Source organism: Paenibacillus sp. FSL F4-0125 (assembly GCF_038008565.1).
GTDB lineage: Bacteria > Bacillota > Bacilli > Paenibacillales > Paenibacillaceae > Paenibacillus_AQ.
Genome location: NZ_JBBOZJ010000001.1, coordinates 3,530,483 through 3,552,181 on the forward strand (window position 1 = coordinate 3,530,483; position 21,699 = coordinate 3,552,181).

A 21,699-nucleotide genomic window follows, 5' to 3' on the forward strand; every position below is an offset into this window, starting at 1 on the left:
ATGATTCGTTGTATTCAAGCACGAATCAAGAAGAGTGGTACCGCGCTTGGTAAAACCTAACGCCTCTTTGTAGGCAATAGGTTTTTTTCTTTGGATTTTAAATTGAGAATAAGGGAGCGTATACTAAAATGATGTCTTCAAATGATTGTTTTATATGCCGCAAACATAATGGTGAACTTAAAGTGAATGGTGGGTGCATTTATGAAGATGAATTTGTGTATGTGGGACACATTGGATCTAATGAACCTTTAATTTATTTGGGTTACCTTATAGTAGATTTAAAGCGGCATGCAGCTGGCTATGGTGATATGAACGATGATGAAGCACGTGCTATTGGCTTTATTTTAAATAAGTTAGGTAGAGGATTAAGAGACTCAGAAAACGCTGAACATGTATATAGCTTTGTACAAGGGGATGCTTTTCCTCATTTTCATATTCACCTTATCCCAAGGTACCCTGGCACACCCAAAGAATTATGGCATCCAACAAATATCAGAAACTATAAAGAAGTACATGGTACAGTTAATCAAGTAGAAGAAGTCTGTTCCCGATTGAGAGGTGTTCTTCAACGTGAAATCGAATAGTTTAACAGATTTAAACTGGATTGGTTCTGAACAAGCATATCTCAATTTGCCATCAGTAGAGAAATTTCAACACATAACTATCGGTAGGTATGGTGGAAACATTGAGAGTGGAGCACATAAAAATGAGGATGGTTTATTAGTTTGGCAAAGCATTTCATGGGAGTTTGTAACATTAATTGATGCACATAACTCTTGTGATAGTGCAGAATTGATTATTGCCACGCTAAAGGAAGTAGAAAATTCGATTAAAGAGATTCTCGATTCAAAAATCGATGTTTTGTTTGATCAGATTGAAATATTACTACTCCAAATATTTAAATCGGATAGGTTTATTGATAAATGTCGTTCCTTAAAATGGTGAAGCATCTTGCTTAATCTGTATTCGAAAAGAGAACGTTCTTTGGTGGTTTTCCGTTGGTGATTGTCAGTTGTTTCTAATTCATGATGATTTAGAAAAATGGGGTCAAGTGAGTTTAAACCAAAGAAATTTTTTACGAATGGATAGGTAAAGTAAATACGTTCGAAAAGGTAGTGCCAAGTTATTCTCTTGGACGTAGGGAACTTAGAACAGGAATCAATTATATATTGTTGATTACAGACGTGTATCTTGATGCAAAAGAAACTACAATTTCAATTCCTGAGCTTTACCGCTCGGAGAGCTTGGTTGTATCCTTTCTGAATAGCTTACATTGTCAGCAAACCGTGGATAGTACTACATTAGTACATTGGGCTATAAAGAATGAGCTAGATGCAGCATTTCCTTCAAATTGTTAATGCCATGGATCTGGAATATAAGCAAGCCCTAGGTTATACCCCAGACACATAAAAAGTGGCTTTCAAATCAAGAGGTATCATACTGCTTAATAAAACATAAAACAATTGTCTCCCAGGAATGATTGTTTACGGTAGACCGAGAATACGGTAGACATGATCTTAACGTTTTGCTATCGAACATTTACTTACCAAAAGGCCCTTAAAACTGTACTCAGTGGTTGTAGAAGGGTCTGTACTAGTGAGAACCCAACAGATCATCGGCAGTCTTAATACTGAAGATTATGATAAGTAGCTTTTTTTGCGTTGATGAGCACTCCAGTTTTATTCTTTGTAGAATCATGAGCTATCGGGAAATTTGCGCAACCAATAATTAATGTTTTCGAATTGGTATTTATAGACGCAGCAGGGATAAGTGTTCAAAGATTTGATCCCTATATTCTAGAAAGTTCACTTGCAGATAAAACAGACAACCCGAAAGTGTTGATTTTTGACGTTACTAAGGGGCAATGGTATATTTTCAATGATACTGCGCTTAATTCTATTACTAAATTAATGAATTCTGCTGAACAAAATAATTTAATTAAAAGTACTGAAATTAAATTGTACTTAATAGGGATATATACACTTATTTCTTTCAAAAATCTTCAATTAATATATAAAAGCCACTGTGACTCTCAAAAGAGGGATCGACAGTGGCTTTTATATTGGTAAGTTAACGGAACGTTTTAAACCGATAGACTATCAACAACAGTTGCATTTCGCTAACATTTACATGTATACGATTCGCTAGGCTATAGGAGATAGAGATAACTTGAAACGATAAGTGCAACTCAATTGATCCCTTAGCCGTTAATGGACAGAAACATGGTTTTATTACCGATTTAATATTCATCAATTAAACTTATAATTAATTACCTATTTCCTAAGGGACAAGTATATAGTCACAATGACGATTAAATGGATGTCTAATGAAAGGTTATACTTAACGTTGGGGCAACTTTTACTCCTTGATTTCTTTGTCCTTGCCGCCGATATTAAATCCTAACTTTCCATTATATTTGCCTACCTGTCCGGCAACACCTAATCCTGCTCCTTGACCGCCGCCGAATTGTGCCTTGGCCTGGGCGCCGAGACCATTTTCGCTACCAAGCTGTAAATGGGTTTGCAGTCCCGCGCCTTGACTGAACCCCAAGTGTCCTTCGGCATCAGCACTCATACCGTACTCTCCTCCGACCTGCGCCCCCGTATGAAAACCTGCCTCTTGACCGCCACCTATCTGGGTTTTTGCCTGAGCCGCAATCCCGTACTTGCCGAAGGACTGGGCTTCGGCAATGAGCCCTAGACCCTCGCTGCTGTCCAGATGAGTATTGCCTTGCGCATGGATTCCATATGAAGGAGTGCCCATATGGCCGCCCGCATACATACTCATGCTACCTAAGGCTAAATTTCCGCCAGCATTTAAACCAATGCCGTGTTTACCACCTACTTTTCCTCCGGTATTTAGCTCAATTCCATGTCCGCTGCATACATTTTCGTTCTTATAACCATTTAAAAGTTCTTTTTTGGTGTTTTCGCTGTCTGAGGGTAGATCTGCCAGAATGCTTTCTGAACGGAAGAGATGGTAGTAATGAGAGTAGGGGAAAGGATTGTAACGGGTAAAGTAGGGGGATACGGATGGATTAGCCTGGCTGTTTGGATATTTGTTCCCAAAGGTCATCTGGGATACCTCCATTATTCAATTTATTACAACAGCCTATTCATGGATGAGTTGAAGTGATACCCTTCCTAAGTAAACCGTACGAATTCAAGGTTCGCAGCCGATGTACAATAACAACCGATTACAGTGATGCCTAACATAATGGCGAAAATACTGTATCCAACTGGTTTCGCAGAAATGAAAGCTATTGAACAGCTCATTCATATGAGCAAAGTGGATTGGACCGTCGTACGAATCATTAATCCAAATGTAAATAAAGAAGGGAATGGTTATGCGACTTCATTCGGTGATACATCGGGCAAATTTAACGTTTCACGTAAAAACGTAGCAGCTTGCATGTTTGAAGCATTACGAAAAGATAAATGGATTAGCAAAATGCCAATTGTTTATAACAAATAGGAGGAAATGAATTTGACAATTTTAGCGTGGATTATACAAGGGTTTTAGCCATAATGTTAGGGGCAGGTATAGGAAAGGTTTTTGGTTCAAAAATGCATATTGAAGCTTTAAAACAATGGCGTCTGCCACAATGGTTCCGTGTTTTCACAGGAATTATTGAATTAGGTGCTGCAATTCTTTTAATTATTGGTTTTTGGAACAAAACAGCTGCTATCATTAGTGCAGCGATTTTAGTAGCAGTAGGAATTAGTGGTGTCATTACACACGTTCGTGTTAAGGATTCAATGAAAGCAATAGCAACGATTTTAGTAATAGGTGTACTAAGCACTTATTTTACTACTAATCTTAGTTTAAGTAGAGTAACATATGAACTTCGAATTTGGTGTATAGGATTAAACCGAATGATCGTCCACAGTTACAGGAAAACAACCGAAACGATAAATTCAAGTTTGAATCCACGTATAAAAAAATGAATATGTGGATTTTTCTTTCTGCCGCATGTCACAAAGAAGGAGGGGTTTAAGTTAAAGGGCAATGATAAATTTGCGCAGGATCGAAGGACAGATTCGCGGCGTGCTGCGGTTAATGGAAGAAGGCAAGTCTTGTAAAGAGGTCGTTTCACAGTTGTCAGCGGTTCTCAATGCCTCCAACAGAGCGCCTGCTCAAATTGTGGCGGAGAATTTGCAGCAGTGCATTTTAGAAGAACAAGCCAAAGGTAATCCCGATCCAGGAAAAATGGTCAAAGAAGCCGTGGAATTACTTGTAAAAAGCAGATGAGTACGGGAAGACTAAAGATAATCAAACACCAGGAGGATGAATACAGCATGACTTTTAAAGAAATAAACTCTAGTGAACAAGCCAAGCGTCTTAATCAAGGGGAGTCGTTCTCGATGCTCGATGTTCGTGAACTCGAAGAATGGGAGGAAGGCCACGTTGCAGGTGCTAAGCATATTCCGCTCGGTGAACTGACTTTGAGACTGAACGAACTTGACCCTGCTCGTGAAACAATCGTGATCTGCCGCAGCGGTAATCGCAGTGGAATGGCTTGTGAACTTCTAAACGCTAAGGGATTTAAAGTTATTAATATGACCGGCGGTCTCCTTGCATGGACTGACAAATTGGTTCGTGAATAAATATTAACAATTACCAGCAATGAGCAGAAACAAATCGACGTTTGGTTAACTTCCAGACCTCCCATTTTTCAAATTATGCTTTAGGGGATAACGAAATCAAATTCAATGATGTTGCACCGGGCAACTGGTATTCCGGTGCCGTTGACTACTTGGCGGCGAGAGAGGTGGTACAGGGTGTAAGCAGCTATGTGTTTGCACCTGAGGCCCAGGTGAAGCGGGAATACTCACGGACTTGGGTAAGGAACTGAGCCCAAGGGCTGCCGCACCCAGGAAGAGGCAGCACAGATTGTATATAATTGCATTAAATAACAAGCTGAATATCCGTCCGCCAGGAATCTGCTGGAGGACGGATATTTGTGAGAGCTGATCAGAATAGACCCGGACGTAAAACCGATCCTTTTATGAGTATGACAATGCCGGAAACCGGACGAAGATGGCTGCCCCTTTTCCATGTATGGAATAAATCAGTTAAAGAGGGTACCCCGAAATGGGAAGATAACCCAAAAAAATAAGACAATTATTCCTGCTAAGTTATATAATATAAGAGGAAAGCAATATGCTGCTTTTGCTACCTGCGACCTATTCATGAAATGTCTTAGCAAAATTGGTAGATGCTTTACTATTAATAATTAAGCGGGGATAAGGCTATATGAAACGAAAGAGTTGGATTTATTCGCTAATGCTAGCAATTATAGTATCGGTTGTATATGGGGCTGGCAGTATTTATGCGGCTGCACGGAACATCACCGACATTGTCAAAGTGACCAAACCTGTTGAGATAAGAGTTGGGGAGTGGAAGTCATACGAAATAGCCATTACTGACTGGACCGATGCAGACGTTACGGAACATGACTTCACTCCAATCTCTTCAGATGAGAATGTTGTCAAGGTCGTACGAAAAACGCAATGGGTTTCTGAACTTCATGCAATAAATAAAGGGAATGCTACCTTAACTGTCAATATTGGAGAAAAGTTTGAACCTTATGTATTTACTGTTCAAGTGGTGGATGATTATACAGTCATTCCTGAACCAACTAAGCCGGTAGTTATAAAGGAACCTACACACGAAGAAATTATGTTACAGGATCTGGAAGATTACATTGAGCAGTTGCAGCCATTAGGAAGCTATGAAAAGAAAGCCATAACTACGTTAAATCAAAATAGACTCCTGAACGATTCAACCAGAAAAACACTCTTTCTTACTTTAAACAATACTGTATTGCCCAATTATACTAAATTTGTATCCGGGTTGAAAAATCTCAAAGCTAATAATGTAGAGTTGAAAGAAATACATACCTACTTTCTGGCAGGAGCAAAACTCCAACTGGAAGGGCTCACTATAATGCGGGACAGCTTGAAGACGACCAAAATAAATTGGTCCAAATTTAATGCAGGTGAAAAAAAGAAGGCAGAAGGAATTAAGCAATTGAACAAATCCGAAATGCTTCTTGACAAGTATGCAAGTAAATATGTCAAATAAATATAATAATGAACAGAACCCTTAAAGTGCTTTAAGGGTTCTGTTATTTTTTTGAGGGGCCTGTGTCAAATATATAGACCGTTAAGGCATGTCAGCAGGGAGCTGGGGCACGAATGCTTCAAGAATGTAGATTATGTCTTAAAGATAAAGTTCTTATAAATTCTCACATCAGCACAAAAGATAACTTCAAAATGGCTTTTAAATACCAAGAGGTTAAAGGTAAGAGCGCTAAAAGTATAAACTTTAAGATGTATTATGAGAATACAATCAACACAAGAATCACTGAATATCTATGCCCCAATCATAGCTTAAGAAAAAAGAAAGCTATTTCAAAAATGAAATCCTATGTACCAGCACGGATATCCATTGATTATCCAAAAAATTATGAACTGATTATTACGTAAGTTCTTATATAAAGAAGCATAATTATTGAAAACTACTCCAGTTGAGGTGTTTTTTATGGAAGATGATGAATGTTCGAACTGAAAACGGTACTAACTCAATAAAGGTTTACCAAGGTCTAGTTCCTGCTGCATATGCCACAGGTTTTTTAATGATTTGACATGCAACTAAATTATTGCATATAATGAAAGTATGGACAAAGTATTTAAAGCACTTGCCGATGGAACTCGCAGAGATTTACTCGACCTCTTGTTCGTAAATAATGGACAATCCTTAGGAGAACTTTGTAAACAAATAACTATGACTCGTCAAGCTGTTACGAAGCACCTTCAGCTGCTGGAAGAGGCAAACCTTATAACTGTCGTTTGGCAAGGCCGTGAGAAGCTGCATTATTTAAATCCGATACCTATCGGGGAAATTTATCAACGCTGGATCGGCAAGTTTGAGCATCACCGGATTGAAGCATTAAACACACTAAAGCAAGCCTTAGAGGAGGGTTCTAATCATGAATAAAACTTCATTCGTTTATACGACTTACATCGCAACTACTCCTGAGAAGCTTTGGCAAGCCCTAACTAACAGTGAATTCACCAAGCAGTATTTTTTCGGTCGTGAAATCATCTCAGATTGGCAAGTTGGCTCCAGCTTTAAATTGATGGATAAAGATAAGGTTGATCATCATGGTGAAGTTCTTGTATGTGAGCCCTATCGTTTACTCACAGTTACCTGGAGCGTCAGAGACGTTGAAGGGGAGCGATTCTCCAAAGTTACATATGAATTAACACCTATGAACTCTACTGTAAAATTGACTCTCAGTCACGATGATATATTAGAGAAGGATGGATTTAATAATGGCTGGCCTTCCATTCTCAGCAATTTAAAGAGCCTGCTCGAAACAGGCAAAACCCTACCAGCCTTTTAGTTTAACATTGGTTTAGACTAAACCTCTGGAAGTCCCGGCTTGACGAGTGTAATCGTGGTAATAACCACGGCTGACAACGTCTGCAATGACGAGGGCGTCTTTAGGGGCGCTCATCGAAGTGCAGTTATCACTCTGTTACTGATACAATTAGAACTAAGATGAGGTGAATCAATTGGAGCTGAATCAAGCGAATTGCTCAGTTAACCATGCTGGTGCATTTTCGAATTTTGGAAACGTCACGGAAGGAATGCTAAAAGGGAAAATTTTTCTAAAAGATTCCTTAAAACTTACGAGCATGGAAGTTTCACTTAATAATCTTCCCCCAAAGGCAGAAATCCCCTTCTATCACAAACACCAAGAAAATGAGGAACTCTACATCTTTCTTAAAGGACAAGGTCAATTTCAAGTCGACGGAAATGAATTAGATGTGTTCGAAGGAACTTCAGTTCGAATTGCTCCTGACGGAGTGAGGGCATTGCGGAATACGTCCGCTTCGGAAGACCTGTATTTTATCGTTATTCAAGCCAAAGAGAACAGCCTTACCCAATGGGTGGAGACAGACGGGGTAATACTTGAGCATCCTGTCGAATGGAGGAAGAGCGTTGTTTAACTAACCGATTATGAAAACCGGATTCTTTTTAGAATAAAGGGTCCGGGTTTTTCATGTAATGAATTGCTTAGCGTACGATTTTTCCGTTACGTGAGGTGACCCCTAAATAGAAAGTTCCATGCTTGAGTTCAGCTCTGTTAGTAATATCACTAACTGTGATAGCATCCGCACCTTTTATTAGTTCCAGAAGAGAATCAAAACTAATATGCGAATTTTTATTACTGTCACATATCACTGGAAGGAAGGGATTTAAGTTTAATGGACAATGATAAATCAAGGGATCTGTATTAAATGTTTGTTTGTGACACAATGACATTAGAAAGCATGTAAATAAAGGAGCTATGCAATCTTCAAGACATATGTACAAAATACGGGTTTTGTGAGTAAGTAGTATGTAAAATAATTTAACCTGTGTACAGTGATTAACTTCCCCACCTTTATTGACACGAAACGTACCTCTTAAAATTGAATGACACAAAGTTTTCTATATTATAAGAAATCTAATGAATTAGTTGCTTTCTCTAAAAGAAGGCTCAGTTTATTTTTGAACCTTCTTTTTTTAGAGAGGTAATCCTTGTGTTATTAATCTACGTTAGACAATGCTTTTTTAATTAACTCATAATTGATAGCGCCTTGATAGATCTCTTGAATAATGCCTTGAGAATCTATTATAAAAGATGTAGGATAAGCAACTACTTGGTACTTGCTACTCACAACGCCCTCACTGTCCAACGCAACGGGAAAACTCAATCCAAATTGTTCAATAAAACCTGTTACATTAGCTGTTTTTTGTTCCGTATTGGTTAAATTCACAGCCAAAACCACTGTATCATCCTTGTAATCAGTATAATACTTTTCCATATGGGGCATTTCAGTTCTACATGGTGGGCACCACGTAGCCCAGAAGTTTAGTATTACTTTTTTACCCTTGAAATCAGAAAGCTTTACTGGCTGTTCTTCCAAATTCAGCAGCTCAAAATCCGGGGCTTCGTTACCCTTTTTTATCCCTACCACCTCGATAGATTGCTCCTGTTGGATGTTATACGATTGACCTGATTGATTCTTCTTGTAATCGAATATCCCCCATGTAAATAATAATATAATCACTATGAGTGCAAACATATTTTTCTTCATAATACACCCCTTTTTAATAAGTAAATACTGTAAACTGGGCGAAATAGGCGCTTAATTTCTGCAATTGCCCCGTGAATAACAACAAGCCCATAACAACGAGGATCCAGCCGTTAATAACGGATAGCAAGGGTAACCAACGATTAATTTTTTTTAAGATTCCCAACGAATAAGTCAACATGATGGATAACAACAGGAAAGGAATCCCTAATCCGATGGAATAAACAAATAATAAAAACATTCCGCTATACATCGTCTCTGTCGATCCAGCAAGCAACAATATGGAGGATAATGCTAGTCCTACACAGGGAGTCCATCCTGAACCAAAGGCTAGTCCCAATACAAAAGAGCTTAAATTCCCTTTCTTTGATGTTCCAGTATTGCCCCATTTCTTATTTACCATGAGAAAACGAAGTGATAGAATTCCGGCCATTTGCAATCCAAAAACAATGATAAGCAGACCGCTTATTTTCTCAACCACTTCTCTATTTCCCGCAAAAAATTGACCAATGAAGCTAGCAGATGCTCCCATAACGACAAATACTACACTGAATCCTAGAATAAAGCTGATGGATCTTGTTAAGAGTAGTTTTTTCTCTACGTTGATTTTGTTGTCTTGTACGAAGGATCCAGTCAAATGAGATACATAGGACGGAATCAGTGGAAATATGCACGGAGAAAGAAAAGAAAGCACCCCTGCTATAAGAGCAACAGCTATTGTTGGACTATTCATTCAAGAGCCTCCTTTTTCCTTATTCATTACGTTGTCTGCTATATAGGAAATGATGAACAAGATAAAGAATAGAATTTGTTCCTTTGTAAACCCCAAAACAAATAGTTCTCTCTCATTCTTGGTAAATAATATACCTATCATCCCCAAGCTAATCCATTCGATAAATTGATTGACAACTACCGAATTCCCTACTGCCTCTTTCTTCTTGAAAAGAAAAACAGCAAACCCAATATTCATTGAAAAATACAAGCTGTGAAATAGTGAATTAGTATTATCTGTGAAAATAAGGAATAAATGATATACACTACTGCTAACTATCCATCCAGTACCCAACACATCCAGATTCATCATGATAGAAGTACCGTCCAAACGTGTACGGATCCCTATAAATATAATCGAAATCACAACAGCCAAACCAATTCCTTTATTACCTCCATTAAAATAGAGAAGTGACAACGGTTGTTGGAACGTTGACATCGGATCAAATAGAACAATACTAAATTTCCATACAAAAAAACCAATAATGAGTGCAGTAAAATAGGTACCACTTATATCTTCCTTCACATCTGCCTTGCTCAAACGATATTTCAAGGCCATGTAACCAGCGAAAGTCGATAACATTAACAAGAGGATTTCAACATTTATCAAGAATGGACCTAATGACAGAAATTTTATAACTTTATCCTCCTTTTATCTCAAGAAGTTCCTGATCAAAATGTAAACATCGTTATGAAATGTATATAAAAAGATGACGCTGTACAATACAGGCGTCACCTCCTTCAAGTTTCCTATATTTCAAAAAAATCTCATTAAGAACTAGATAGTAGACTCACTTTTAGAATAAGTCAATCCATATTTTAATAGCAGTAGCTAAAATCAAAATTGCTAAGATAGCTTGTAAAGCTTTCGTATTCATTTTTTTACCGACTTTAGCTCCCAGTGGTGCCGCCAGAAGACTAGCAATAACCATAATAATTGCTGGCCAGTAATCGACTTGTCCTGTCATTAACTTACCAATACTTCCTCCTATTGAGGAGATAAAAGTAATGGCTAAACTCGTTGCAATCGTCATCCGCGTTGGAATTTTAAGCACAACCAGCATAATGGGCACAAGTAAGAATCCACCTGCAGCTCCAACAACACCAGACCCTACACCAACAATCAACGCTAGAACTACGGCTAAAGTTTTATTAAATGTTACTTTATCCAATGGAATATCATCTATTTGTTTTTTAGGTATGAACATCATAATTGCCGCGACTGTAGCGAGGATCCCATATACAACATTTACAGACTGCTCTGATAAATACGACGAACCAAAGCTACCAATAAAGCTTCCAAGTAATATAGATCCACCCATATAGATGATCAGTGACTTATTGAGGTAGCCACCTTTACGATAAGCCCAAACGCCAGCAATTGATGCAAACAATACTTGTATCGCACTAATACCTGAAACCTGATGTGCTGTAAAGGCTGCTATTCCAAATAGTGGTGGGATATATAAGAGCATTGGGTACTTAATAATCGATCCTCCAACGCCAAGCATTCCTGATACGAATGAGCCGATAAAACCAATTAAAAATATAACAACAATAAATGTGATATCCACACTTTCCCCTTCTTTCTATAACGATGGCGGGCTTCGATGATCGAAAACCCGCCTAAAAGAACTACATTACGCTTTTTTTATATAAAATTTGAATACACCAGCGTCTTCTGATTGTTCTAAAATAGTATGTCCACCTGCATTTGCCCAAGCTGGAAAATCTGAAAGTGCACCTTTGTCCGTCACATGAATCTCTACTACTTCACCTGAAGCAACGGAATCCATTGCCTTTTTTGTTTTAACGATTGGCATAGGACATGCTAGTCCTTTTGCATCTATTATTTTGTCGACTTTCATTTAAATAACCCCATTTCGTTTTTTTTGGAAGCTGCTTAGATCATATTAATGAATTAACGAACTGCACAACGGTTTGGACCAATTTCCATTTCGGTTTGTTCATCATAATCCGGAGTGATTTTCCCCATATTCACTTGACGAATTTGTTGATAAGCATTCGGTTGTGGTGGCAAATTATCAGTTACTATACTGCGGAATTCACTCTCATCTTCAATATTCAAACCATGATTATCAGACAGCAAATCACCTAATCGTTTGGCAACCGTCCCGTCTTCATTCAATTCATCAATGATCATAAAATGTGCTGGTAGAACAATTAAGTCCTCTGCTAGTTCTCTATAACGGCGATATAATGTTTCACGAAGATCTCCTACCCAATCCTCCGCAAGACCAGCAAGGTCAGGACGACCAATGGAATCGATGAATAGAATATCACCCGTCAATAGATACTTATCGTCTACTACAAAAGAAGTTGATCCGATCGTATGACCTGGCGAGTAAAGTGCACCTACATCAATGTTAGAAGCACCGATTTGAACCGTTAATCCATCCTCAAGAGGTGTGTAATCGAACACGACTTCTTCTGCATCTTTCGAAGGCAAGTAGTATGTTGCACCCGTAGCCTCTGCAATAGAACGCCCGCCTGAAATATGATCAGCATGTAGATGCGTATCGAATACGTGTTTTATTTTTACATTTTTTTCTTCTGCAAAGCTTGTGAATACATCTGTAAATCTGACGGCATCAATAAGTGCTGCTTCACCCTCAGAAATTACCATATAGGAAAGACAACCTTTTCCAAGACGTACGAATTGATATAATTCACCACTACCAGAAAGATCAGCTACTTTTATTGGCTCTAAATAACTGCTCCAAGATTTCATACCGCCTTCTAAATAACTAACAGATAGAGCAGCACTCGCTTCATTCAACATATCAGCCACCATAATCGAGGAGCCTTCTTTAGCACAAACAACTAAAATATCTTTGTCGGTTGGAATTTGAGGTAAAATACCCTCTACACCATCTAATAATTCGAAATAAGGAATATTAAGATATTCGAATTGATGTCCCTCAATTTTCCAGTCTTCAAATGCATCTGCATTACGTACGTCCAAAATGAATAATGATTGATTTTCAATTACTTTACGAGCAACATCTGCTGCTGTCCATTTCATTACTGTCATCTTTAAATACCCCCATAGGTATAATTTTTGTTATTTTTTTAGTGAGAGAATAGATCCCTCACTAAGTTATTGCTTTTATTCTAAAAAGTTAATGATGGAGCTGCATCTTTGGCAAATTCAAGGAATGTAACGGCTCCACCCACTTCAATACCCTCTACAAAGTCATCCTTTGTTAGACTCATAACATCCATAGTCATCTGGCAAGCAATGAATTTTACACCCAGCTCTTGTGCCATTTCAACTAATTGGGGAATCGCTGGAACATTCGCTTTAGCAAATCCTTCGGCCATAAATTCTTTACCAGCTGGCATGGAAAGCCCGTGCATTCCTTGCTTATGAATCAAATTTAGCCCTTCAAATGTGAAGAAAATTGCTACTTCTTTTTCTGAAGCTGCTGCTGCTGTTGCGATATTAAATACTTTATAGGCGTCGAATAGACCACCGTTACTTGCGATAATTGCTACTTTGTTTGACATATTTAACCCTCCATAACTTATATTGATGTTGTTAAGTCGCCAGTCCAACCTGTCATACCTGGCAAGACGTTATACACTTTTTCAAATCCATGGTTTGCAAGTTTTTGTGCTGCGAGATCACTGCGTTTGCCCGTACGACAAATCACATAAATTTCTTGATTTTTATCAAGCTCATTCATACGAGATTCAAGTTCACCCATTGGTATTGAATTTGCGCCTTCAATATGACCAAATGCATATTCCGCCTCTTCACGTACATCTAGAATATATCCACCATTTGCTGCACGCGATACTAACTCTTCATTATCTATGATCTGCTCATGTGTCTTTTCTACCATTGCGTCATTTGAACATTTACGAATGTAATGATATAACACATCTCCATCTTCTGTTGTACCAATATATTGATGACCAACCGTTTCTGACCAAGCTGCAAGATCAGCTTTAGAACCTTTATCTGTCGCTTGTACCTCTAAAATTTGACCATCTTCTAAATCGTTCATTGCCTTTTTCGTTTTCACGATTGGCATTGGACATGCTAGACCTTTTGCATCTAACATAACATCCGCTTTAACTGCCATTCTAAAACCCTCCTAATACTCTTTGGTATATTTTTGAATGATATTTTAAAGCTATTCAACTTTACCTTTAAAGGCCAACATACCACCGACCATATTTGTAGCGTCATAGCCGTGATGAGCTAGAAATTCTGTAGCTTGCCCACTACGCCCACCCGAACGACATATGATGATATATGGTGTATTTTTGTTTAACTCTTGTAAGCGAAACTCAAGTAAACCTAATGGAATATTGATAATTCCAGGAATGTGATCTTCTTGTACTTCAGCCACCTCACGAACATCGAGTAGATTTAGCTTTTCCCCGTTTTTTAGGCTTTGTTGAACTTCTTGAACGCTAATCTCTTTCATACCCCTCATCCTCTCCACGCATTCATGCCACCACGGACATTCGTAACGTTACCATATCCTAATTTTTTTAATTGTTTACATGCTTGATTACTTCGCATTCCACTTTGGCAAATGACGACTATATCCTTACCTCTAGGTAGCTTTGACAAGTCAGAACCAAGTGGAAAATTTTTAAACTGAACAATATGACGACGACTGTATTCACCTGGAGTTCGAACATCGATAAATACTTTATCTTTGTCAGTTAATATCGTCTTCAGCTGCTGGGCTGTAATCGCCTTTACGCCTTTTGATGGTAACTTGCGCCAAATAATAAATAACATGAGGATACCAACAACAATTGCTGCCTCCATTATTCTCCTCCCTAGCCGATAAATAGATTGACATTTCCATTTTCTGCATCAGCCAGATATGCTGCTACACCCGCATACTGAACACCATCCAATAGTTCTTCTTTTTGTAAACCTAATAAATCCATCGTCATCGTACAGGTTATTAGCTTAATCTCTTGCTCCTGAGCCATATCAATGAGTTGTGTTAATGTCAATGCATTATGCTTTTTCATGACATGCTTGATCATTTTCGGACCCATACCAAGCATTTGCATTTTGGAAAGGCTTAGTTGTTCAGCGCCACGTGGCATCATCATACCGAACATTTTTTCTAAAAATCCTTTTTTCACTTCAACTGGTGATTGTTTACGCACTGCATTAATTCCCCAAAATGTGTGGAAGATAGTTACTTCATGATCATAAGCCGCAGCACCATTTGCAATAATATAAGCAGCCATCGCCTTATCATAGTCTCCACTAAATAATACAATCGTCGTTCTTTTCTTTTCCATTTCGCGCTCCTTTACCCATACTGGTATAGGTATAAATTTACTAAAAATATAAAGCCGAAAATTATCGGCTTCTTACGAGTAGATTAACTGCTTCTTGGATAGAATCATTCATTATAGATTGGTCGCCTTCCGCATTTTGCACACATTCTACAAGATTTTCACTTACAATGACACCAATCGTATGATCTAATCCAGATCTTACCGCGGAAAGTTGTGTAATGACTTCTTTGCAATTTTCACCTTCATCCATCATCCGTAAGATGCCTCTTATTTGACCTTCCATACGTTTGACACGATTTATCACTTTGCTGTCGTATGTCATACACACACTCCCTTCTTTATTAATATTCGCTAACGTTCTTACAAAACTTATTCTATACCCCATGGGGTATGAAGTCAACAGCTATTTATCTAAAATTTGAACTATGTAAAAATTGGTTTACACCCGGTAGGATTTCATTGATTGGATCGCGGAGTACGTTAACTCTAGCTCTTTCAAATCTTCTAGTGCCCCCATCGTACTCATCGTTGCAATATCGTCGATGCCTTTACAATGCAGCACTGCTTAATTGCTTCAGATCTTCTTTCATAAAAAGAGTGTACCAGACGGAAAAAATGTAAATTAACCATATTCTACGTGAATAGTCACCTTTATTACTCTTATGCTGATTAAACATCTCTTCGACGATATTCATATTAAAGATTTCTTCAATACCGCTATAGCGTATTTGCTCAAACATTATGTCCGAAATTGGGGTCTTAAGCCAATCACGAATCGGTACGGGAAATCCTAATTTTGGGCGATTCACAATAGCATCCGGAACGATTCCTTCCATAGCTTTACGCAAAGCAAGTTTTGTTGTTTTGTTGCCAATTCGATTGGATACAGGAATTTTACTAGCTGTTTCAAAAACCTCTTTATCTAAAAACGGTACTCTTAATTCTAACGAATGCGCCATGGACAGCTTATCTGCTTTTGACAAAATATCGCCAGGTAACCAAAAATTCATATCAATAAACTGCATTCTTGTCGTTGGGTCTAGGTGCACCGTCTTATCATAAAAAGGCTTAACGATATCCGTGGGATGTAAAAAGCTATTTTGAGCGTGTATCGATTCGTGGAGCAAGTTCATCTTTCCGCTTTTGTTAAAGATATTAGCATTACCGAAAAAGCGTTCCTCTAAAGGTGTCAGCCCCCGAAGTAAATAGTTCTTTCCATAAAAATGATACGGATATATAGACAATGATTTACGTAACGAATCCTTTATGAAGTTGGGCATCCATGTGATGGGTCTTAAAGCATCTGGTTCTTTATAGATTCTGTATCCTCCGAATAATTCATCAGCACCTTCCCCTGATAGGACAACCGTTACATGTTCTTTTGCAAGCTGATTAAGATGATAGAGCGCAATGGCGGAAGGATCCGCGACAGGCTCATCTAGATGCCATACAGTCTTCGCTATACTCTCAAAAAAGTCTTTTGCCGATAGGATATGGAAATAATGATCTGTCCCCAGCTTGGCTGCGGTTTGATTGGCAATGATCGTTTCATTGTTCACCCCTTCAAATCCAATCGAAAAGGTTTTGGTTGACTCTTCTGCTTTCATCATTGCAGCTATAGCTGTGGAGTCAATTCCACTAGATAAAAAACACCCTCTATTCACATCACTTTGTAAATGAAGGCTTACTGACTCTTTCAATTTCCACTTAATTTCTTCCGCATAGTCTGCTAAAGATCGTTTTACCGGATGAAAATGGGGCTCCCAATATTTCTCGATCTTCATTTCACCCTCCGAGTTAACAAATACACGCTCTGCAGGTCCTAATTTATGAATATGTTCAAACATCGTATCCGGTTGCGGCACATACTGAAAAGTTAAGTAGCTAAATAAACTTTGATACTGTAGCTTTCTTGGCACCCCTTGCACTGCAAGGATGCTTTTGATTTCCGAAGCAAATAAAAGGTTATTCTCATCTTTGTAATAATAAAAAGGCTTGATGCCAAAATGATCTCTAGCAGCAAAAAGAGTCTGTTCCTTAAGATCCCAAATCGCAAAGCTAAACATTCCGCGTAAATGATGGACACAGTCCTTGCCATATTCCTCAAATAAATGCACGATAACCTCTGTATCTGATTGCGTTTGAAAGTGGTGTCCCTTTTGCTTAAGCTGATCTCGTAGTGTCTTATAGTTATAGATTTCACCATTAAAAACAATCCAAAGGGTACGATCTTCATTCGTCATCGGTTGATTGCCATCACGTAAATCTATAACGGATAATCTACGAAAACCGAGCCCAATCCGAGAATCGAGCCATACACCCTCATGATTAGGACCTCGGTGGTTCATTGCCCCTGTCATTTGTTTTAAGGTTTCTTCATGTGGGGGTTGTCCATTATATTTTAATATTCCTGCTATTCCGCACATACGATTGTAGTCCTTTCTATACTAAAGATTAAGGTTTAGAATGCCCACAATTGCATTGATCAATCATCATTTTTTATTGCATGTCATTCATATAAAAAAACGTCGACGATTCATTAAATGAATCATTCGACGTTTTCTCGTTCATTCTTATTTTATTTCACTCATGAAACTTCTGAAATTCTCCGCAATTTCTTTTGATCGAGTATGGTGCAAATAATGATCGCCTTCAAGCAGCATCATCTTCCCATGTAGAGAATCTTTGATCTGTTCTTCATGTAAAGCTTCCCAGCCTTCAACATCCGAATTATCTTTTACTAAGAAGAACATTACAGGTAGATCTTTGGGGAACTTTAAAGTTTCAGCGGCATTGAAGTTGCTCGGGAAATGATCTGCTTCGCTAATGATGTTTGGGTTCATCATGTTTTTAAGCGTAATCATTCTATTTTGCTCTTTGGTTTCATCATCAACACCTGGTGGTGTAATGATTTGATCAGGAGCGAGTTTTACCAGCAATCTGAAGATGCCTGATTGTTTAAGTGATTTTAAGGCTGCAGTTGGTAGCTCCTCGCCTGCTCCCTGTGCCGGTACACTGCTGTCAATCCCCACGAATGCACTAACTTCGTTTTTGTATTTGTTCACATAGTCTAGACTGTAAATGCCGGATATAGAGTGCCCCATCAGAATATAACGGTCTATATTTAATTGTTGCAAGCATTCATGTACTTCACTCACAATATTTTCAATACTTCGTTCTTTTTCAGTGATATCACTTAATCCATAACCAAAAGGCTCAATGACAACCACTCTGTAAAATGGAGATAACTCGTCAACTAATGGCTTAAAATCAATACCTGGCGCTGCAGTTCCGTATCCTGGTAATAATACGACCGTCTCTTCACCATTTCCATGAATCGTGACGTTCATGTTCTTCCCGTCTACAGGTACAAGCTGGCCATAGGGCTCGATTTTACCTTTCTCCAATTTGTTGCAGATCACATTAACTGTAAAAACAATGGCTAGAAATAGCACTATAGCTATGGCTATTACTCCAATTGCTTTAAGTAAAAAGAAAAATGCCTTTTTCATCTGTTAAATCCCGCTCCCCCACTTATTTATTTCTTCTCATCTGTCCATTTCATTGTAGCAATGCAGTCTTAGATCCTGTGAAACACAAGATTAATTGGACCTTAACTTTCAGCATCAGCTAACGAAATTCAATTAAGCTTCCGTTAAGATATCAGTTATAATTATGTTCCCTATTCCGTTCATGGATAACAAAAAAACACCTTTAGAGATTCGCTGATTAGCCCAAGGGACCATTCAACGATATTCTAAAGGTGTACATTCACTTCATTAGATAAGGATTAGTTCAAGCTTTCTTTACGTGATAAACGAATCTTTTCAGGCGTAACATCATTTCCCTCAGGATCTACAATCGTCACTCCTGAAAGACTGTTACGAACTTGTCCACGTATTTCACGTAGGTAATCTTCACGCAAAGCGATCTGCTCGACCCATTCACTTTTTGTCAGGCCTTCTTCACGTTCTTTCCTGGCTAGTTCATTAATACGAGTCAAACTGTTAATCATCTATATTCCTCTTTTCTAAGTTTTGATTAGCTTGCTAATGGATGTGATGCGCAGTTCCAGGTTAAGATAAATTATTCGCCATTTGTTTCATAAGCCTTCTTAATAATAAACGTTCTTCGGGTAGAATTCCTGTTAATAATTTATCCAGTTGTTTATTCCATATACCTTCTACAGGCTCACACAGATTACGTCCGGCTGAAGTTAGATACACTCGGCTTACTCTGCCATCTTCAGAATCTCTTTTTCGAACAACAAACCCATGATTTTCAAGTGATTTCACCATATTCGTGATCGTTGGTGGCTCACAATTCAGACTTTCACTTAACTGTATCTGTGTCATTCCATCTGATTTCCATAACCGGCATAATAACTGTTCTTGACCTACATGAAGATTATATTCTCTAAGCAGCGCAGCATAATCTCTACGCATTTCCGCTGAAATTATATCCAGTAGTTCTCTTATCTCATCTTCAATCACAGCTTGTTCCCCCGAGCCATTTCACAAATTAATTAGCAAGCTAATTATATCATGTTTTTAAGAGGATTTCAAAGGTTGACGATCTTTTGCTATCCCCACCAACGAATCCTCTTTAGTTTGGCACTTTATGGTATAGAAATGGTCTTCAATTACTGTTTTGCGGAAGCCGTACTTCAAAGATTGTCCGTACCACACTGCTATGCGCAGAGACGGTCCCATTATGCTGCTCTACTATATTTTTAGTAATAAACAAGCCTAGTCCTGTACTTCCTGTTGGATGTGTTCGTGCACGATCACCTGTGTAAAACATATCGAAAATACGTGGCAGCTCTTCCGGTTCAATACAATTTCCATAGTTAATCACTTCAACAACAACCTCGTTAATGTCCAAGTAACCGTGAATATCAATAAATTGACCATCGCTTCCGTATCGGGCCGCATTTGTAAGGAGATTCTCAAATACACGTGCTAATAACTCCCCGTCACCGTAAATCTTCAGAGGCTGTGTCATATCCAATCTGGAGGTGAGCCCGTTTTTCTCAAAGACTGGATATAATTCTTCGTTTAATTGTAAGAGAAGCTCACTGAGATCAATCGATGATTTCTCAAGCTTAAGCTTGCCGTAGTTCATTCTTGTAATTTCAAACAGTTCATCGATCAATTTTTCTAAACGCTGAGATTTGGTATAAGCAATCGTCGTGTAATGTTTGGTCTGTTCAGGAGTTAATTGATCGTCCTTCAAAATAAAATCCAAATAGCCGATAACCGAGGTTAGGGGTGTACGCAAATCATGCGCCAGGTTCAACACGAGTTGATCTTTACTGCTCTCGGCAATGTCTCCCCGCTCAATGGCTTCTTGCATATTCTCAATGGCTAGATTGAGATCTTGTCCAATCATCCCAAATTCATCTTTGGAGGGAATATCGACTCGTTCTGTGAAATCACCTGACGCAAGCTGATGAATTCCCTTCGAGATCTCCTTAAAGTATCTTGCATACGGCTTAGTGAATAAGAAGAAGAATAAGATGGCTAATGGGACAAAGATAATTAAAAATGTATTCACATCTCCAATATCTCTTATTACATAGCGAACTTTGGTTAGTGGATTCTCAAACTTCACCTCAGAGTGATAATACCGCTGGAGCGCTTTATAGATTAAAAAGGTTATTCCGCCGGATACTAGCATACTGGCAGCCAGCAGCATTATCATTTTTGTACGAAAACTATAAATCATTTTAGGCATTGGATGTATACCCTTCCCCTACAGTATTTATCTTTGTAGTGATAATGGTATATGAATTCAATCTAAATCTCAAATCATTAGAATCAGAAATCCTTTTTTTCAAAAATCCGCAATGAAATAAGATAAGAACAACTAAGTAAGAACAAGTAAGCCAGTCCTAGTATGATATAAAGAATAAAGCTAGACTTCACACCAAAACTCTGCCAGTTCTCTAGGTCAGGAAACCATTGAATCAAACTTCCGATCACGTTCGGACCAACCATTATAATCATCATAAATACGAGATTAACAACTTGCGTGCCTTTAGCCCCTAACCAGTAATGAATCGGTAAATAAAGCATGGCGAGGAGTGGAAAAATAGATATCGCAATACCAACCTCTTGCCAAAAATAAGGAGTTACTTGTTTACCTGTCATAATAATCAGAAGATACGTAAAAGCAGTTGCTGACAGCCCAACAAGCGCATATGGAAGGATTGAGAAGTATTTGGCACGGACAAGCTCCTGTCTCCGTACAGGGAGATTAACGAGAAACCGTTGCGTCGATTGCTGAGTATCCATAGAACAAGAGCTGATCAATAACAGCATAGGTGGTATAACCGTAAATAAACTGAAGCTATGATAGTTCGAATAAGCTATAAAGATAAAGAAAGGGATTAGCAGCATCAGAAATTTACGCAGAAGAATGAAGTCTTTTTGAACAAGATAAAATGAATGATACACTTTAAGTCCTCCTT

Annotated in this window: 33 protein-coding genes and 1 other annotated feature (1 of these 34 running past the window's edge); of the genes, 13 read left to right on the forward strand and 20 right to left on the reverse strand. The window is 38.4% G+C overall.

Translation table 11 applies throughout. The annotated features are described in order from the left end of the window. Positions 1 to 70, forward strand: a binding site (T-box leader) (it extends 156 nt beyond the left edge of the window). 58 nt (positions 71 to 128) lie between these two features. The 4 genes from NST74_RS15470 (at position 129) to NST74_RS15485 (ending at position 2,069) form a co-directional block, all read left to right on the forward strand. Beyond that, positions 129 to 584, forward strand: coding sequence for an HIT family protein (locus NST74_RS15470; protein WP_052414613.1), 456 nt, complete (start codon positions 129 to 131; stop codon positions 582 to 584). Continuing rightward, positions 571 to 945, forward strand: coding sequence for a hypothetical protein (locus NST74_RS15475; RefSeq protein ID WP_341113042.1), 375 nt, complete (start codon positions 571 to 573; stop codon positions 943 to 945). The genes NST74_RS15470 and NST74_RS15475 overlap by 14 nt, the downstream gene beginning before the upstream one ends. 170 nt (positions 946 to 1,115) lie before the next feature. Next, entirely contained in the window at positions 1,116 to 1,358 is a 243-nt protein-coding gene (locus NST74_RS15480; RefSeq protein WP_341113044.1) for a hypothetical protein, read from the forward strand. Between the two features lie 384 nt (positions 1,359 to 1,742). After that, a complete protein-coding gene (locus tag NST74_RS15485) occupies positions 1,743 to 2,069 on the forward strand; it encodes a hypothetical protein (RefSeq protein WP_341113045.1) in 327 nt (108 codons plus the stop codon). Positions 2,070 to 2,358: 289 nt separating this feature from the next. On the opposite strand, the gene NST74_RS15490 is transcribed toward NST74_RS15485, so the two are convergent. Then, positions 2,359 to 3,090 (reverse strand): hypothetical protein, encoded by a 732-nt coding sequence (locus NST74_RS15490; protein ID WP_341113047.1) that lies wholly within the window; start codon positions 3,088 to 3,090, stop codon positions 2,359 to 2,361. 162 nt (positions 3,091 to 3,252) lie between these two features. Here NST74_RS15490 and NST74_RS15495 point away from each other — a divergent pair, with 162 nt between their 5' ends. The 9 genes from NST74_RS15495 (at position 3,253) to NST74_RS15530 (ending at position 8,021) form a co-directional block, all read left to right on the forward strand. Further along, the gene (locus tag NST74_RS15495) at positions 3,253 to 3,474 is read left to right on the forward strand and encodes an NAD(P)H-binding protein (protein WP_341113050.1); all 222 of its coding nucleotides are present in this window, start codon (positions 3,253 to 3,255) and stop codon (positions 3,472 to 3,474) included. Between the two features lie 26 nt (positions 3,475 to 3,500). Further along, positions 3,501 to 3,947 (forward strand): DoxX family protein, encoded by a 447-nt coding sequence (locus tag NST74_RS15500; RefSeq protein WP_341113051.1) that lies wholly within the window; start codon positions 3,501 to 3,503, stop codon positions 3,945 to 3,947. A 61-nt stretch (positions 3,948 to 4,008) separates the two neighbouring features. Further along, a complete protein-coding gene (locus tag NST74_RS15505) occupies positions 4,009 to 4,251 on the forward strand; it encodes a metal-sensing transcriptional repressor (RefSeq protein WP_341113053.1) in 243 nt (80 codons plus the stop codon). A gap of 47 nt (positions 4,252 to 4,298) precedes the next feature. Continuing rightward, on the forward strand, positions 4,299 to 4,607 hold the full coding sequence (locus NST74_RS15510; protein ID WP_341113056.1) for a rhodanese-like domain-containing protein: 309 nt from the start codon (positions 4,299 to 4,301) through the stop codon (positions 4,605 to 4,607). A gap of 41 nt (positions 4,608 to 4,648) precedes the next feature. Then, the gene (locus NST74_RS30000) at positions 4,649 to 4,855 is read left to right on the forward strand and encodes an S-layer homology domain-containing protein (protein ID WP_445668141.1); all 207 of its coding nucleotides are present in this window, start codon (positions 4,649 to 4,651) and stop codon (positions 4,853 to 4,855) included. Positions 4,856 to 5,286: 431 nt separating this feature from the next. Beyond that, entirely contained in the window at positions 5,287 to 6,087 is an 801-nt protein-coding gene (locus NST74_RS15515; RefSeq protein WP_341113057.1) for a hypothetical protein, read from the forward strand. 594 nt (positions 6,088 to 6,681) lie between these two features. After that, on the forward strand, positions 6,682 to 7,002 hold the full coding sequence (locus tag NST74_RS15520) for an ArsR/SmtB family transcription factor (protein WP_341113059.1): 321 nt from the start codon (positions 6,682 to 6,684) through the stop codon (positions 7,000 to 7,002). Then, complete coding sequence (locus NST74_RS15525; RefSeq protein ID WP_091177033.1) at positions 6,995 to 7,411, forward strand: SRPBCC family protein; 417 nt, start codon at positions 6,995 to 6,997, stop codon at positions 7,409 to 7,411. The genes NST74_RS15520 and NST74_RS15525 overlap by 8 nt, the downstream gene beginning before the upstream one ends. A gap of 163 nt (positions 7,412 to 7,574) precedes the next feature. Beyond that, positions 7,575 to 8,021 (forward strand): cupin domain-containing protein, encoded by a 447-nt coding sequence (locus tag NST74_RS15530; protein WP_445668142.1) that lies wholly within the window; start codon positions 7,575 to 7,577, stop codon positions 8,019 to 8,021. Positions 8,022 to 8,603: 582 nt separating this feature from the next. Here NST74_RS15530 and NST74_RS15535 read toward each other — a convergent pair. The 19 genes from NST74_RS15535 to NST74_RS15625 form a co-directional block, all read right to left on the reverse strand. Next, a complete protein-coding gene (locus NST74_RS15535; RefSeq protein WP_341113061.1) occupies positions 8,604 to 9,155 on the reverse strand; it encodes a TlpA disulfide reductase family protein in 552 nt (183 codons plus the stop codon). Between the two features lie 13 nt (positions 9,156 to 9,168). After that, a complete protein-coding gene (locus NST74_RS15540) occupies positions 9,169 to 9,885 on the reverse strand; it encodes a cytochrome c biogenesis CcdA family protein (RefSeq protein WP_341113063.1) in 717 nt (238 codons plus the stop codon). Continuing rightward, positions 9,886 to 10,533, reverse strand: coding sequence for a hypothetical protein (locus tag NST74_RS15545; RefSeq protein ID WP_341113064.1), 648 nt, complete (start codon positions 10,531 to 10,533; stop codon positions 9,886 to 9,888). A gap of 187 nt (positions 10,534 to 10,720) precedes the next feature. Next, entirely contained in the window at positions 10,721 to 11,497 is a 777-nt protein-coding gene (locus NST74_RS15550; RefSeq protein WP_341113065.1) for a sulfite exporter TauE/SafE family protein, read from the reverse strand. 66 nt (positions 11,498 to 11,563) lie between these two features. Further along, positions 11,564 to 11,791, reverse strand: coding sequence for a sulfurtransferase TusA family protein (locus NST74_RS15555; RefSeq protein ID WP_042128044.1), 228 nt, complete (start codon positions 11,789 to 11,791; stop codon positions 11,564 to 11,566). Positions 11,792 to 11,844: 53 nt separating this feature from the next. Beyond that, positions 11,845 to 12,978 carry an MBL fold metallo-hydrolase gene (locus NST74_RS15560; RefSeq protein ID WP_341113067.1) on the reverse strand — a complete coding sequence of 378 codons (1,134 nt, stop codon included), beginning with the start codon at positions 12,976 to 12,978 and terminating at the stop codon, positions 11,845 to 11,847. Between the two features lie 80 nt (positions 12,979 to 13,058). Next, a complete protein-coding gene (locus NST74_RS15565) occupies positions 13,059 to 13,454 on the reverse strand; it encodes a DsrE/DsrF/DrsH-like family protein (protein ID WP_341113068.1) in 396 nt (131 codons plus the stop codon). A 17-nt stretch (positions 13,455 to 13,471) separates the two neighbouring features. After that, entirely contained in the window at positions 13,472 to 14,035 is a 564-nt protein-coding gene (locus NST74_RS15570; RefSeq protein ID WP_341113069.1) for a sulfurtransferase TusA family protein, read from the reverse strand. A gap of 51 nt (positions 14,036 to 14,086) precedes the next feature. Then, positions 14,087 to 14,383 carry a rhodanese-like domain-containing protein gene (locus tag NST74_RS15575; protein WP_341113071.1) on the reverse strand — a complete coding sequence of 99 codons (297 nt, stop codon included), beginning with the start codon at positions 14,381 to 14,383 and terminating at the stop codon, positions 14,087 to 14,089. Between the two features lie 5 nt (positions 14,384 to 14,388). Further along, a complete protein-coding gene (locus tag NST74_RS15580; RefSeq protein WP_341113073.1) occupies positions 14,389 to 14,736 on the reverse strand; it encodes a rhodanese-like domain-containing protein in 348 nt (115 codons plus the stop codon). Between the two features lie 11 nt (positions 14,737 to 14,747). Continuing rightward, positions 14,748 to 15,227: a DsrE/DsrF/DrsH-like family protein gene (locus tag NST74_RS15585; protein ID WP_076120549.1), complete on the reverse strand. Its 480-nt coding sequence runs from the start codon at positions 15,225 to 15,227 to the stop codon at positions 14,748 to 14,750. Positions 15,228 to 15,288: 61 nt separating this feature from the next. Continuing rightward, a complete protein-coding gene (locus NST74_RS15590) occupies positions 15,289 to 15,549 on the reverse strand; it encodes a metal-sensitive transcriptional regulator (RefSeq protein ID WP_341113074.1) in 261 nt (86 codons plus the stop codon). A gap of 117 nt (positions 15,550 to 15,666) precedes the next feature. Continuing rightward, entirely contained in the window at positions 15,667 to 15,789 is a 123-nt protein-coding gene (locus NST74_RS15595; RefSeq protein ID WP_341113076.1) for a hypothetical protein, read from the reverse strand. Then, a complete protein-coding gene (gene asnB, locus NST74_RS15600) occupies positions 15,776 to 17,653 on the reverse strand; it encodes an asparagine synthase (glutamine-hydrolyzing) (RefSeq protein ID WP_341113078.1) in 1,878 nt (625 codons plus the stop codon). Before asnB ends, NST74_RS15595 begins: the two co-directional genes overlap by 14 nt. Before the next feature lie 147 nt (positions 17,654 to 17,800). Further along, positions 17,801 to 18,739: an alpha/beta fold hydrolase gene (locus NST74_RS15605; protein WP_341113080.1), complete on the reverse strand. Its 939-nt coding sequence runs from the start codon at positions 18,737 to 18,739 to the stop codon at positions 17,801 to 17,803. 278 nt (positions 18,740 to 19,017) lie between these two features. Continuing rightward, positions 19,018 to 19,242 (reverse strand): DUF896 domain-containing protein, encoded by a 225-nt coding sequence (locus NST74_RS15610; RefSeq protein WP_042128064.1) that lies wholly within the window; start codon positions 19,240 to 19,242, stop codon positions 19,018 to 19,020. A 61-nt stretch (positions 19,243 to 19,303) separates the two neighbouring features. Next, positions 19,304 to 19,720 (reverse strand): MarR family winged helix-turn-helix transcriptional regulator, encoded by a 417-nt coding sequence (locus tag NST74_RS15615; protein ID WP_341113082.1) that lies wholly within the window; start codon positions 19,718 to 19,720, stop codon positions 19,304 to 19,306. A gap of 145 nt (positions 19,721 to 19,865) precedes the next feature. Then, on the reverse strand, positions 19,866 to 20,963 hold the full coding sequence (locus tag NST74_RS15620; RefSeq protein WP_341113083.1) for a HAMP domain-containing sensor histidine kinase: 1,098 nt from the start codon (positions 20,961 to 20,963) through the stop codon (positions 19,866 to 19,868). Between the two features lie 83 nt (positions 20,964 to 21,046). Continuing rightward, positions 21,047 to 21,685: an ABC-2 transporter permease gene (locus tag NST74_RS15625; protein WP_341113084.1), complete on the reverse strand. Its 639-nt coding sequence runs from the start codon at positions 21,683 to 21,685 to the stop codon at positions 21,047 to 21,049. Positions 21,686 to 21,699: the final 14 nt, after the last annotated feature.